Annotated in this window: 10 protein-coding genes; 4 read left to right on the top strand and 6 right to left on the bottom strand. The window is 49.3% G+C overall.

From position 1 onward, the window contains the following. Positions 1-7 precede the first annotated feature (7 nt). Positions 8-2,833, bottom strand: a complete 2,826-nt coding sequence (locus ST42_RS07495; protein WP_044073049.1) for a hybrid sensor histidine kinase/response regulator transcription factor — start codon at positions 2,831-2,833, stop codon at positions 8-10. Positions 2,834-3,311: 478 nt separating this feature from the next. Here ST42_RS07495 and ST42_RS07490 point away from each other — a divergent pair, with 478 nt between their 5' ends. Then, complete coding sequence (locus ST42_RS07490) at positions 3,312-3,875, top strand: hypothetical protein (RefSeq protein WP_156139329.1); 564 nt, start codon at positions 3,312-3,314, stop codon at positions 3,873-3,875. A 306-nt stretch (positions 3,876-4,181) separates the two neighbouring features. Here ST42_RS07490 and ST42_RS07485 read toward each other — a convergent pair whose 3' ends face one another. From ST42_RS07485 to ST42_RS07475, 3 genes are all read right to left on the bottom strand, one after another. Next, a complete protein-coding gene (locus ST42_RS07485; RefSeq protein ID WP_022316649.1) occupies positions 4,182-5,093 on the bottom strand; it encodes a hypothetical protein in 912 nt (303 codons plus the stop codon). 38 nt (positions 5,094-5,131) lie between these two features. After that, entirely contained in the window at positions 5,132-5,854 is a 723-nt protein-coding gene (locus ST42_RS07480; RefSeq protein WP_156139328.1) for a DUF6935 domain-containing protein, read from the bottom strand. Positions 5,855-6,086: 232 nt separating this feature from the next. Next, positions 6,087-7,379 carry a TMEM43 family protein gene (locus ST42_RS07475; RefSeq protein WP_044073047.1) on the bottom strand — a complete coding sequence of 431 codons (1,293 nt, stop codon included), beginning with the start codon at positions 7,377-7,379 and terminating at the stop codon, positions 6,087-6,089. A 703-nt stretch (positions 7,380-8,082) separates the two neighbouring features. On the opposite strand from ST42_RS07475, the gene ST42_RS14050 reads away from it, so the two are divergent. The 3 genes from ST42_RS14050 (at position 8,083) to ST42_RS07465 (ending at position 10,774) form a co-directional block, all read left to right on the top strand. Beyond that, complete coding sequence (locus ST42_RS14050; RefSeq protein ID WP_197068927.1) at positions 8,083-8,244, top strand: hypothetical protein; 162 nt, start codon at positions 8,083-8,085, stop codon at positions 8,242-8,244. A gap of 247 nt (positions 8,245-8,491) precedes the next feature. Next, positions 8,492-9,805, top strand: a complete 1,314-nt coding sequence (locus tag ST42_RS07470; protein ID WP_044073045.1) for a hypothetical protein — start codon at positions 8,492-8,494, stop codon at positions 9,803-9,805. Between the two features lie 135 nt (positions 9,806-9,940). Next, positions 9,941-10,774: a hypothetical protein gene (locus ST42_RS07465; RefSeq protein WP_044073044.1), complete on the top strand. Its 834-nt coding sequence runs from the start codon at positions 9,941-9,943 to the stop codon at positions 10,772-10,774. Between the two features lie 321 nt (positions 10,775-11,095). On the opposite strand, the gene ST42_RS07455 is transcribed toward ST42_RS07465, so the two are convergent. Further along, the gene (locus ST42_RS07455) at positions 11,096-13,285 is read right to left on the bottom strand and encodes a glutamine synthetase III family protein (protein ID WP_022316644.1); all 2,190 of its coding nucleotides are present in this window, start codon (positions 13,283-13,285) and stop codon (positions 11,096-11,098) included. A gap of 165 nt (positions 13,286-13,450) precedes the next feature. Then, on the bottom strand, positions 13,451-14,686 hold the full coding sequence (locus tag ST42_RS07450) for an LL-diaminopimelate aminotransferase (protein ID WP_044073042.1): 1,236 nt from the start codon (positions 14,684-14,686) through the stop codon (positions 13,451-13,453). Positions 14,687-14,702 lie beyond the last annotated feature (16 nt).

Genomic DNA, 14,702 nt, shown 5'->3' with positions numbered 1-14,702 from the left:
CTTCCCTCTACACCACCGGTCTTGCTGATTCGCTTCTGGTGTATTGTTTCGGGGTGATGCCGCAGACGTTGCGGAAGGCGCGGATGAAAGAGGAATAGTCGTTGAAACCGCAACGCAGAGCCACGTCGGTGAGCAGAGAGGTAGGGTCGGCATCGAGCATCATGCAGGCTTTCCTCACCTTGACGCGCTGGATGAATGACGCCGGGGTGAGACCTGTGGTGTCGCTCATCTTGCGGTAGAACTGGCTCGGACTCATACATACCGTTGCAGATATCGAACGCACGTCGGCACATTTGTTCTGTCTTATCATGGCATATATGGCGTCGGTAACCTTGGCTATGAATATGCGGTCCTCGTCTCCTATCGTGTTTTCTTCGTTCTTGGCCTCTGTTTCACTGTCGGGGCGTATGTCAGATGCTATCTTGCGTCGCTGTTCCAGCAACTTGTCCACTCTGATCAGCAGTTCGCTGCTGTTGAAAGGCTTTGTGAGATATGCGTCAGCACCGGCTTCAAGTCCGCAGAGCCTGTCTTCGTCGGTAATCTTCGCCGTTACCATCACTATAGGTATATGCGCTACGCTCTCGTCGCCTCTTAGTCTCCGGCACATCTCATATCCGTCCATCACCGGCATCATCACGTCGCTCATGATGATGTCAGGCATTGCGTCCTTCGCCTTGTCCAGTCCCTCCTGTCCGTTCTCGGCATACAGCACGTTATATCTGTCCTCCAGCAGTTCGCCGATATACTGTGCCACGCTCCTGTTGTCTTCCACCACAAGCACGGTGTATTCTTTTCCGCTCTTCTTGTCGGCATTCTGCTTCGTCATGTCTTCAGACTCCGTGTTCTCCACTATGACAGGTGCTGCCGTCATCTCGAAATGCCGCTTCACGTTGTTCTTTACCGGTATGCAGATATGGAATGTCGTGCCATATCCCACCTTGCTCTCCACCTTGATTTCTCCGCCGAGAGCCTTCACTGCGTACTGCACGATGGGCAGTCCGATGCCGGTGCCGATATATTCCTTTCCGTTTTCCGACTGATAGAAAGGTTCGAAGATATGCTGCAGGGCGTTAGCCTCTATTCCGCTGCCCGTGTCGCAGACGTCGAGATAGAACATGTTGTCGGCACACCATGTGATGACGCTCACCTTGCCCGACTTGGGAGTGAACTTCATGGCGTTTGACAGCAGGTTGTTCATCACCTTGCTTATGTAGTCGGGTATGAAGTCCATTGCCATCTGGTTTTTCTCCACATACTGCAATGCGATTCCTTTGTTTGTGGCATACGGCTTGTATCCCTCCACTATCATTTCCACGTAGGCACACACGTTTCCGTTTGTCCATTCCGGATTGCCGATGTTCGACTTTATCTTCGAAATGTCGAGAATCTGGTTGATGAGCATGAGCAGGTTGCGTCCCTGCTTCTCTATCGTCATCATCTTCTTCCGGCTGTCGTCGTCCAGGTTCTTCTTGTCCTTCGCCATGTCGTGGCTCAGACCGAGGATCAGCGTCAGCGGTGTGCGGAATTCGTGGGTGATGTTGGTGAAGAAGTTCTCCTTCATCTTCATGTATCGTTGCTGCATGGCAAACGATTTTCGTCTTGCCTTCAGTGTGTATGCCATCATCAGCGTGATGCCGAGCAGCAGTATGGCGGCGGCGGCAAGCATCCTTTTCTGCATCCTCTGCTCGTTCAGGTGCTGCTCGTTCAGCATCCTGTCCTTCTCCTTCTGCCTCTGGTTCAGGTCGCTGTGCAGCTTTTCGATTTCAAAGAGGTTTCTGGCGTTCATCGTGCTGTCCTCTATGCTCTTTGCCCTGGCGTAGCAGTCGAGTGCCTTCTGGTAGTTGCCGTTGCTCTTGTATAGTTCCGACAGTATCTTCAGTATTCTCGGGTCATATTCCCTTGTGCCGATTTCGTTGGATTGCATTCTGACAGTCTCCAGATATTTCCATGCGCTGTCCGGCTTGTTTGCAGCCACATACGCCTCGGCGAGCGCCGAACAAGGTTGCAGCCAAAGCCATGCGTCGCGGTCGCGGTTTATCGTTCCCATTGATTTTCTGAACAGTTCTATGGCGTTCTCATACCTGTTTTTTTTCATCTCCAGACTTCCAAGATGCATGTAGCAGTATGCCACTCCGGTCCGCGAGTTGCATTTCTTGCTGTGATACATGGCACGGTTGTAGTATATCCGTGCGGAGTCTATCATTCCCCTTTTCTCAAACACCATTCCCAGGTTAGAGCAGTCCACGTTCATTCCCAGGTCGCTGCCCAGCCTCGTCTCTATGGCGAGTGCTCTTCTCAGCATCTCGTCAGCCTTCTGGTAGTGGCCCACGGCCATATACGAGTTTCCGCATCCGTTGTATCCGATAGCCATACACTTCAGATATTTGTATCTCGCCTCCTGTATTGACAGAGAGCTCACCTCCACGGCAGCGAGATGGTTTGACAGGGCATCGTAGTATAGTCCCATTCTGCGGTAGTTCACTCCCAGGTCGTTCAGAGCACTAGCCCTCATCAGCGTGTCGTCGAGTTCTGTGGCGATTTCGAGCTGCTGCTGGTGTGCCGCTATCGCACTGGTGTAGCGGTTGGCGTTCAGGAAGCAGTGACCCAGTTCGGCGTATGCCGCCATCTCCTTGTCGCGCTCTTCCGATTTCTTGTATCTGTTCACGAGTGCAGTCAGCGAGTCGATGTTCTTGCTGCGTATCGCTGAAGTGTCGAGCTGCAGCCGCTGGCTTTCGGTGTATGATTCAGAAGCATTGTTTCGCCGTTGGCATGCCGTAAGGTTTAGCATAGCCAACAGTATAGCGAAGATGTATCGTAGTTGGTCTTTTTTCATAGCTTGATGCTTTTATGTCTGTCGAGGATAGTAGTGTCGTAATATGTACGTCTCTTGTTTGTCTGCAAAAATAGTCATTTTCTCCTAAATAACGACAAATAGTGGAATAATAAAGTATATGAGTTGAATATTCCAAACAAACCCAGATTGCCGTTTTGAACTTAAAATATCATAATAACCCGCTTCCTTTTCAATCTTTATTTGTTCTTATGTGTCGAAAAGTGTAGCTTTGTATTGATATTATGTGTCAGAAATTGTAAGTTTTCGCCATCGTCATGTGTCGAAAAGTGTATTGATCTGGCTGTTTTATGTGTCTGAAAGTGTAATAGTCAGGATTGTTATTGTGCTTTTCCAATGAGTTTCTTATATTTGCAGAAGAGTAGGGTAGTCTGCCGCACTCATTGATGAAAAACGAGATTGATGGTCTGCCGGCCATTTGTGACATTAGATATTAACCGATAACAAAAACGAAAGAATTATGAAAAGATGCGCATTGTTACTGATGATTTTTGCATTCCTGCAAACCTGTGTGGCTCTTTCAGCCGAACCGTTCACCAAGAAGCAATACGAAGAGATGGTGAGACTGTTCAACGACCACCAGCAATCCAACGTCAAGCAACCATTTGACAAGTGGACCACGCTGCCGCTGATAAACAAGCCGGAGGGGCTCGAAGTGGTTTTCCTTGCTTCGGAGAATGAGGCAACGGGAGGCTTTTTCTTCGTGGACAGTACCGACGGCAAGGTGAAGACAATCACGACATACACCTCACCAATGAAGTTCGCTTTCTATTCCATGTCGATAGAGGGCGGCAAGATAGGACTGACGGCGTTGGCTGGAGGACCGTGTGTCTCTTATTGGACATATTCCGTGTTCCCCGACAAGGCAGATTATTATGTCTTCGTGAATGAATGCTACGGAGAAGTGGAGGAGGCCACAAGTACTACTACCGACAAGCTCGATCCGGAGATTGCCAGGATTACAGTGAAGCAATTCATGATGGAGCATGACCCGGTGGGGGAGTGGCATAAGCTGCGCCGCTGATGATACAGTAGTTATATAAACTCCAAGCGGCCTAATGAGCAATTTGGGATAAAAGTCAAAATCCAAGCAAACCCTAATGACTGATTCGGGCTAAAATCCAAGCAAACCCTAATGACCGGTGTCGGATAAAAAACGCCCCATCGTCGTTGGTCTCCCAACGAGTGACGGGGCGGTTGACAATTCATTAGCGAGTTGTTCAGGATAATCCTGTATGCGCTATATATATAATGTGCGACAAGATTTCAGAACCTCACTTTCTAAGAACATGATTTATGTTTGAAAATATGTTGCTTCTTGTGAGTTGGATTACAGGTTGTTTGAGACTTCAAGTATGTTCTTGATGCACGTTGTGTTGCGGTTGTCTTCCAACCATACCCTACCGTTCTTCTTGTCAAACTTCTTCACTGTAAACTTATCCTCATAAGAATCTACGTATACGCCGAACACCTTGTCTCCAGGTTTGAACGAAGGTTTCAGACTGATGAGCTTACAGTCGCTGCGCTTGGCAACGTAGATGTGGCCTGCAAAACCAGAGATGAGCACCTTGTCGTCTGTAAGCGAGATGATGTATCCCGCCTTCTTCTGTCCTTCCTCTTCGTATGCCACCTGCATGCCAGGAGCCCATTCGCCTTCTTTCAGCACTCTGAATGTGCCGGGCTTAATCTTCTCGTCCTCTTTGAATTTCTTCACCTCTCCGTTCTTTATAGACCAAGACAAGTCGAGGTAAGACACCGTAGGAGCCTTAGGGTCAGAGGCATCGGTCACGATGGCACGCTTCAGGCCAGATCCTGACTGCCACCATGTGAGCAGGATGTCGCCTACCTTTGCCGTGGCGTCTGATGGCAGAGGTATAATCAGGGCATTAGGCACATCATATTCTTTGCCGATGTGATCCACCTTTGTGCTGCCCACTCCAGGTTCCGTCACTTCAGCACTATAGAATACGTAGGTCCTTTTAGACAGATCCTTGTCTTCTTGCAGATACTCTTGATAGTAAGATGGCGTAAGAACGGTCTGTCCCTTCTCCACGTCCACCTTCACGTCTCTCGGGAAGTCCCATGGCCATGGGTCCACGTTGCCAGCCTTTGCCTTGTCACCTTCATTCACTTCTGTAGAGTCAGCGTCAGGATTCGGTCCGTCCACTTTCTTGTTTCCACAGCTCATTGTCGTCAGAAACGCTCCCGCAAAAAGTGAAGCAATAATGATATTCTTCTTCATAGTCTTGTTGTTTTAAGTTGTTGTTATAGTTTTCTTGGTCACTTCCAGGGGTCTTTGTCTGCCGGAGTGCGTATGTCGGTGAGGGCAATCATCACGTTGGTTACAAACCATCTGCCCGTAGACTCCTTGTATCTCATCGTGATAGGAGCCGGCGAGTCAGCGCCTCCGCTGTGCAGATACACCTTTGCCCATTTGTAGCCGCCGTCCTCGCTGAACGAGTTCTTGTCAGAAGTCACCTTGATGGTGTACGGCATTGTCGGTGTGTAGCTATTGGCAGGTGTCGCACCGTCGAAGAAGGCGTAAGTGATATAACTCTTGTTGTCCTTCGATTTCAGCAGCCTCCTGTTCACGAGCTCCTTCTGCGACTGCGACCACTGTGTCGGACCGTTCAGGTATTCCAGCATCTCCCATGTGGCGTTGAGGTCGTTGTTGATGTTACACAGGGCAGCCACACACAGAGCAGCCGTCTTGTGAGGAGTGTTGAGCGACGCCTCGGGCAGAGCTTTCATTTCCGCCAGGTTCTTTGGCAGGGCGTTGAAAGTGAAGGTCTCTGTGCGCGGTGTGGTGTCCACTTCTCCCGGTGTGCCGTCGAGGTTCACTCCCGGGTCATTTGCCGATGAACCGCCATTGTTCGTTCCGCCCGTGTTTGTTCCGCCCGTGTTTGTTCCGCTGTTAGGCTTGTCAGTGCCGTCATCATCCTTTGAGCATGATGTGAGGCTGAGCGATAGTAAGGCTAATGCCATCAAAAAAAACTTTCTCATAATTGTCAATTCGTTTTTAGTTATCATGTTGAGCATGTAGTGGGAGCAAGGATCCGTGGGAGTCTTAATGTCAAACTTATATACTATATTTATTCCTAAACCTTTTATCCTTTACTCTTTTCTTCTTTGATCCCGTGGATCCCTGCTCCTTTATACATGCGTTATTATTAATTTTTAGTATTGGTTCCTTTTTATCCCATCCTATATCAGCCAGCCGATGGGCTTCGCTGCATTAGTTGCGTTTTGTATTCAATTTCTCTGCAATCAGCTTTTTGCCCTTCGCAGAGAAGGCGAAAATCACGGCTCCCACTATAGCCAGGAGCAGGATTCCTGTGAGCGGACGATAGAACAGCCATGCCAGTGCGATGATTGTTACAGACCATGCAAAGCCCAATACGCCGCAGATGAGCGATACTCCTAATGCGAAGATGTTTGCCACGAAAGGTATCACCTTCAGCAGAGTCTCTGCGATGCCCAGTATGCCGCGCAGACCGGAGATTACGAGCAGCACGCCGATTACGCGGAGCACCCAAGTCAGCATGCTGTTGCCCTCGTGCTGCTCGGTGAACATCTGGTCGGCAGTCTGCACACCCTGTCTGATTACCGACAGCTGCTTGCCGTTCTTTGCCGTATAGTTAGAGAATGTGTTGCCGTTCACCACTGCGATGACCGACACGTCGCCCGGATCACACTGCTTGTAAGTCACTCTCACGTCGCCGATTTCAGGAGTAGCCGAGTTCATGCCCATATATATCGTGTTGCCCTGAACATGAATGCATTCAGCATTATAGGCATTAGCAGACTTCTGTTCCACGGAGTCGTTAGCGTTCTGGGTCTCCTTGTTTTCAGCCGTCTCGTTGCTCTTGCTGCCGTGTTTCGACTTGTAGATCTTCACTATCTGCTTGTCCAGTTCGCGCAGCTTGTCGTCGGTTAGAGTCACCTTTGTCTCCGTATTTGTAGAGAGCGACGTCACTTGACTTTCGTTCAGCTTGTAGGCACCGAAGGTCACTTCCTTAGCGTCCCATCTCTCCCTCTTCAGGTCGGCAAGCACGAAGTTGCTGTTCTTATACTGAGGGTCGTGGAATTCGCTGGAGTTCACCGGTTCGCTCTTCCACCCCTTTTCATAAGTATATGTGGTTACAGTCTCTTCACTGCCGCCGAGCTTGTCTTTCTTGGTCTTCTTGGCAACCTCCACCCACTGATAGTATTCCACACTGCGCTGCAGGGCAATTGCGCCAACTTTGATTCCGAACACATCGTCGGTCAGTGTGTCTTTTGTCGTGGCGAGTCCTGTGGCATGTACGAGTTTGCCGTTTAGTGACGGGCTGATGTTTGTGATGTCTTTCATCTCCACATAGTTGCCCTGTGCCTCTTCAAGCATTCTGGTGGTTTTCACCGCTCTGCCTTCGTTCCACCATAATAGACAGGTTCCGATGATGAACATGAGGATTCCGGAGAATACACCGCCTACTGAATTTTTCAGTCTGCTACCGTAGCTGGTAGTTGTTGTTTCTGTGTATGCCATAATAGTTATGTTTATTGGTTAATATTTCTTGTTTGGTTTCATCAGGTGAGGAGTTCCTTTCCCCTTTGCTCCCCTTGGCCTGTTGTTCTGTCAATTTATCAGGATTTATCCTTTGTCAGTTTCTGTGAGGAAATTTCCCGACACGCTTTGTTTTTGTCTGGGGCAAAGTTATGGATGAAACCGGATATCCCACATTGCAAATCTTCTCAAAAAACTTGCAATTCCTACTTATTTCATTTCTCCTCCCGTCTTCGGCGGCGTTTCCCTGATGACAAAACCGGCAGTTTTGCCAACTCCAGTAAAAAAAACCTTTTACTTTGAACGAACTCGACATTTTCAAAACTTACACTGCTAAAGTGTTGATACATAATGTGTTAAATAACGATTCTGACAGGATTTGCCAATTTTGATGTTGCCTATAAGAGCCTTGAGGCAATAATTCTTGATTTTTCCTTCAAAAACATCATTTTCCAGTCTTCAGATTCAATTTTCCTTCAATTTTTCAGTGCTTTCCTAAGTTATCGCCAATGATGCTAATAATCATCTCTGTGTATACAGTAATATCCTGTTAGCATTCATTATATCGGCTATCCCCCTTCTTGTATGCCTCAAATCTTTGTATATTCCTGCGTCTGTTCCGATTTCATTAAGTTATTTTACCAAAATGTCAATTTGAGAAGATTTGCAATTTTTTTGGAAGAAAATGCAAGCTGATTTCCTTTGTTTCATCCTTACCTTTGCACCAGCAAGAGCGATGAACAGCCAGGCTGCATCGCTACCATCACAAAAATACGATATATATGATATTGCGCTCCGTGTGAAAGTGGGCGTCGGGAGGTTGCCGAAAGGCAGACATCATGGTTGATGGGGATCAACAGAGGCATACCGTTTGCCTCGGGAGCCGGATAAACAATACCGGCTCCAGTCCCCGCCAGCATGGATAGGATGAGAAAGACCATTGATGCAATGGTATACATATTATATATGCATTGACTCAAGACGGAAAATAGATGACGGAAAACAGACGTAAGGCGAAAAGACGAAACCATAATTAAAAACTGATAATATAAAGAGTGAGGCAATAACATTCATCAACCATAAACTATAAGATTATGAAAATGACAAAGACTATCGTTGCCCTCGCACTCCTGTTTGGATGCAGCGCAACAACAAACGCACAGATTGGCGGACTCCTGAACAAAGCAAAGAAAGCCGCCAAGGAAAAAGTGGAAAATAAAGTGAAAAAGGCAAAGAACGACGCTCGGAACAAGGCAGAAGACGCAGCCATGGAGAAGACTGGTATGAAGAAGGCCGACTACGACCCCAACCGCAAGTATAAGCCAAGCAAGGAAGCTCTCGCTGCCGACCCGCAGGCTAACGACCAGACCATCCAGGAAGGATTCACCAAGAGCATCGGCGATATCCATGCCTGCTATGAGCAGATTCAAGACGTTACACTCTACTCACCTTATTACACCGACGACGCCAAGCGCTTCTACGGCATAGGAGCTGAAGAGGGCACGTTCTACAACATCTTCTTCGGAATGTTTTCAGAAACACTGAAGTATGACGGTATTCACAAGGCATACCATTATCCTAAATTCACCCCTGTGAATCTGGCTAACGACCAGATACAGGTGCCTTGCGACGAGTTCGTTCTCAACTTCTGGACATGCCGCTTCATCGCCGACCCTAAGTCGGAGAAAGCTCTAAAGGAATTTGTCTATGCCTACACTTGGCTCAATTCTATGAATGTGAAAGCTATCCGCCACTATGCCATGAAGGACGAGACGGCAGGCGTGATCGGCGACAACGCAATACTGCCTTCTAATTTCCGGCAAATGCGCTACGACCGCGACAACATGGCTTATGGTCTGGCAGTCACCGTCACTCCATACGAGAATCTGCTGAAGCTTGCCAACGAATGTGCTGCAGGCATCACGGCAAAGGACGGCAGCGGTTTCTCAAGACTGCTCTATCACCTCGTGCTCAAAGTGCTCGTTGACGACTTCCTGCCAAGACACAAGGATGCGAAGAACGATGATTCGTTGAGGCTCCTGAGTCTGAAACTCGATACTCCGCGTATCGGAGAACTCCTCGACGCTTATCAGAATGACTTCGTAGATGCCGTTTCAGAGCCTAAGGGCGTCACCGTGGATGCCAAGACCCGCAATGCCGGTATCGCCGCAGCGAAGAAATTCGCAGGTGCAAACTTCGAGAAGGCTGTGTTCACCAAGAGCTCATGGCAGACGTTCAAGGAGTCTAAGTATCCTTACCGCATAACAGCCTACGCTCTTCCTATCGCTATCATCACCAAGGAAGGCGGCAAGCGCTTCGTGCAGTATTGCACTCTCACCAAGTCTGCCAATGGTTCGAACTACTTCGTGCAGGCTGGTAGCGACACACGCAAGCATCCGATCAAGTAGACAAGATAACGGGTAGGCAAGGAGATTTGCATCACTTGTTTATAAACTTAAACAATGATTGTCAAGGAAAGCAAATCCCCTTGTCTACTTGTCAACTCGTCAACTCGTTTACTAACCAATAAAAAAACTACAATTATGAAGAAGATTTTACTTACCATCGCCTCCTTCGCACTGGCAATTGCAGTCAATGCACAGGTGAGCGTAACGCAGCAGAATATCAGCGTGATAGAGAATAATCCGAACATGACTCAACGTCAGCACAGTCAGGTAGTGGCAAAAGCACCGAAGAAGATAGCAAGCAACCAGCGCTGGGTGGGCTATTACTCTTCGGATGCTCTCGCAGACCCTGACGATGGCATGGGAGTTCCGTCATATCCAGGCGAGAACAAGGTTGGCATATACCTTACGGAGTCGATTCTTGAACCTTATATCGGTATGAAGATTGTGGGCATCCGCTTCGGACTCTGTGAGGATATCGGTCAGTCTGGCGTATACCTTCACCGAATTGTTGATGGTATTCCAGGTCAGGTAGTTACCTCTAACTACGTTCAGTATGGCAAAACCGGCTGGAATCAGGAGGATTTTCCTAAGCCTTACGTCATAAAGGAAGGCGAAGAACTTGCAGCAGTTTTCGAATACACACAGTATGGTGATGAAGAAGACCACTCGTTTCCGCTCTCGTTTGTAAAAGAAGGAGATGGCAGCATTCCTATATGGTACTGGTGTTTGTATAACGGTACGAACTATTCATGGAACCAGTTCGACGTAGGCGGAAAAAACCTTAGTATCCAAGTGCTTGTAGAGGGCGACTTTCCCGTAGGTTCATCGGTTGAGAGCGTCACTGCAAGTGGCAATGCCGTTGAGGTGGCACGCTACAACGCTGCCGGACAACTCATCAACGGCAAGCAGAAGGGGCTGAACATCGTGAAATTCAGCGACGGAACGACACGCAAGGTGATGGTGAGATGATTCCCGGTTTTACGTGGAGTCAAACAGCCAAATCACAATCATTGGAAAGGATAGCAATTCTCCAGGAAATGGGCACCACCGTTGCCACAAGTGGGCACGGTGGTGCCCAAAACTGTGTCCAAAATATTCACAAATCGTTTTTCTTGTTTTCTCTTTTCTTGGTAATAAAAAAGGACTGCACGGTTTCACAACCAGGCAGCCCCAAACTTAAACAACCAATAAAAGAAATAGATTGTACATATAAATATGTGTAGTCATATCAGAGGGACCAATCTAAAATCCCCATGACGTCTTTTCAAACTCTTTTTCTGTTAGCCGCCGTTATCTGATGAACAGCAGTTCGCGATACTTAGGCAGCGTCCACAGCTCGTCGCTCACCGTGAGCTCCAGCTTGTCGATGTGGTAGCGAATCTGCTCCATCTTAGGGGCCACCGTGTCGTGGTATGCCACAGCCTTGGCACGCTCGTCGGTAAGCTTGTTTGCCACCTTGCGTGCGTTGACCAGTTCCTCCACACCCTTCTCGATAATCTGTGTGCGCTCGGCGATGTCCTCGATAATCTTGATGTTTCTCGAGCTCAGCTTTTCAGCCTTTTCCTCCGGGAACACCAGACGCATGTTCTGCACGTTTTTCAGCAGCATGCTCTGATAGTGGGTGGCAACAGGAATGATGTGGTTCATCGTGAGGTCGCCCATCACACGTGCCTCTATCTGGATTTTCTTGGTGTAGGTCTCCCATTTCACCTCGTTGCGCGCCTCAAGCTCCTTCTTCGTCATAACGCCCAGCTTTGTGAACATCTCTACGGAAGAGTCGCTCAGATAGTTGTCGAAAATCACCGGACAGCTTGTCTCGCAGTCCAGTCCGCGCTTCTTTGCCTCCTCTACCCATTCGTCAGAATAGCCGTTGCCGTCGAAGCGTATAGGCTTGCAGGTCTTGATGTCCTGGCGCAGAACGTCGATGATAGCTTTTACCTTGTCCTCGCCCTTCTCGATGAGAGCGTCAACACGAGTCTTGAAGTCAACCAGAGCCTCTGCCACGGCAGAGTTCAGAGCGATCATCGCTGCGGCACAGTTAGCCTCAGAACCCACGGCACGGAACTCGAAGCGGTTTCCGGTGAATGCGAAAGGCGATGTGCGGTTGCGGTCGGTGTTGTCGATGAGCAGTTCTGGAATTTCCGGAATGTCCATCTTCATTCCCTGTTTGCCCGCCATGTTGAACACATCCTCGCTGTCGCTGTTTTCTATCTTGTCGAGCAGCTGGGTGAGCTGCGAACCGAGGAATGACGATATGATTGCTGGAGGAGCCTCGTTGGCACCCAGACGGTGAGCGTTTGTGGCGCTCATGATAGACGCCTTGAGCAGTCCGTTGTGGCGGTATACACCCATCAGTGTTTCCACGATGAATGTCACGAAGCGCAGGTTTGCCTCCGGAGTCTTGCCGGGAGCATGGAGCAGCACGCCGGTGTCGGTAGACAAGCTCCAGTTGTTGTGCTTTCCGCTGCCGTTGATGCCGGCGAACGGTTTCTCGTGAAGCAATACTATGAATCCATGCTTGCGAGCCACCTTCTTCATGAGCGACATGAGCAGCATGTTGTGGTCTACGGCGAGGTTTGTCTCCTCAAAAATAGGAGCTATCTCAAACTGGTTTGGTGCCACCTCGTTGTGGCGTGTCTTGCATGGGATAGATAGTTCGAGAGCCTGTATCTCAAGATCCTTCATGAACGCCTGCACACGGTCAGGAATCGTTCCGAAGTAGTGGTCGTCCATCTGCTGGTTCTTTGCAGAGTCGTGTCCCATGAGTGTGCGGCCGGTGAGCATGAGGTCAGGGCGGGCACTGTATAGGTCGGCATCCACGAGGAAGTATTCCTGCTCCCATCCCAGGTTGGAAGTCACCTTTGACACCTTAGGGTCGAAATAATGGCATACGTTCGTTGCAGCCACGTTTACGGCGTGCAGCGCGCGGAGCAGCGGAGCCTTGTAGTCGAGCGCCTCTCCGGTGTATGATATGAAAACTGTAGGGATGCAGAGAGTGTCGTCTATGATGAAGACAGGCGATGTAGGGTCCCATGCCGAATATCCGCGCGCCTCGAAGGTGTTGCGGATTCCGCCGCTTGGGAATGAGCTGGCATCAGGCTCCTGCTGCACGAGCAGCTTGCCGGAGAATTCCTCAATCATTCCTCCCTTGCCGTCGTGCTCGATGAAGGCATCGTGCTTCTCTGCTGTTCCGCCGGTGAGCGGCTGGAACCAGTGTGTGTAGTGTGTCACGCCATTCTCCTCAGCCCATTGCTTCATGCCGTTAGCCACGGCGTTGGCGATGCTGCGGTCGAGTGTGGCGCCATTGTCAATTACGTCTATGAGCTTGTCGTAGACGTCGGCTGGCAGGTATTTGTACATTTTGGCACGGTTGAAAACGTATTTTCCGAAATACTCTGACGGACGTTCCACCGGTGCTATAACTTCTTCAGGGCGTTTCTTGAACGCCTCTTCTACAACCTGGAATCTTAAATTAGCCATTGTTTTTTAAGTCGATTTTATTGATGTTCTGTTTTCAGTTTGCAAAGGTAATGCTTTTTCTTGTTTCTACATACCTTTTTGTAATAATATTTGCGGCGTTTAATATCTTTTTGTAGTCTATTATTGATAAATGTCATGAAAATTGTTCTTTGTGCTCGCCGGAACTCATGATTTCATCCATTTGGCAAGGCGTTGCATTGCCTCCTTGCAGTCTTCGCGCTCGCCGAAGGAAGTGAATCTGACGAAGCCCTCTCCGCTCGGTCCGAAGCCGACACCGGGAGTGCATACTATCTGTGCTCCGTAGAGCAGCTGCTCAAAGAATTTCCAGCTGTCCACACCGTCGGGAGTCTTCACCCACAGGTATGGAGCGTTCACTCCGCCATATACTCTGAAGCCGAGCTTCTTCAGTGCGTCGTACATCAGTCTGGCGTTGCCCATATAATAGTCAATCACCGCCTTGGTCTGCTCCTTTCCCTCAGGAGAGTATATCGCCTCGGCAGCCCGTTGGCTGATATAGCTTGTGCCGTTGAACTTGGTGCATTGTCTGCGGAACCAGAGCGTGTTCAGGGCGATGCGCTCCTTGCCGTCGATGGTCACGGCGGTGAGTTCCTTCGGTATCACGGTGTATCCGCAGCGCACTCCGGTGAAGCCGGCCGTCTTTGAATAGCTGTGGAATTCTATCGCCACCTTGCGCGCTCCCTTTATCTCATAGATGGAGTGGGGGATATGAGGTTCCGTGATGTATGCCTCGTATGCGGCATCGTAGAGAATCAGCGTATCGTTCTTCAGAGCGTAGTTCACCCATTTCTTGAGTTCCTCCTTCGTTATCACCGTGCCCGTAGGGTTGTTGGGATAGCAGAGGTATATCATGTCTACGCGATGGTCGGGAATCTGCGGCACGAAGTCGTTGGTCTCCAGGCATGGCATATAGGTGACGTTGCTCCACTTGCCGTTTTCGAGCACTCCCGCCCTGCCGCACATCACGTTGGAGTCGATGTATACCGGATATATAGGGTCGGTCACTCCCAGACTGTTGTCCCATCTCACCAGTTCGCCGATGTTTCCAGTGTCGCTCTTCGCTCCGTCGTTTACGAACACCTCGCTCGGGTCGAGACGGATGCCTCGCGGCAGGAAGTCGTTTTTCACTATTGCCTCGCGGAGCCACAGATAGCCCTGTTCCGGTCCGTATCCATGGAATGTCTCCTTGTGGGCCATGTCGTCTACTGCCTTGTGCATGGCGTCGATGACGGCAGGCACCAGCGGACGCGTCACGTCGCCGATGCCGAGGCTGATGACTCTGGCCTTGGGATTAGCCACCTTGTAGGCATTCACCTTCTTGGCGATGTCGGCAAAAAGGTAGTTCTTCTGAAGTTTCAGGTAATGTTCGTTTACTAATGCCATATTGAAATTCTTTTTA

This window comes from Prevotella pectinovora, from assembly GCF_000834015.1.
In the GTDB taxonomy this organism is placed as follows: Bacteria; Bacteroidota; Bacteroidia; order Bacteroidales; family Bacteroidaceae; genus Prevotella; species Prevotella pectinovora.
Note: the sequence above shows the minus strand (reverse complement) of the source record. Positions and strands in the feature narration are given on the sequence as shown.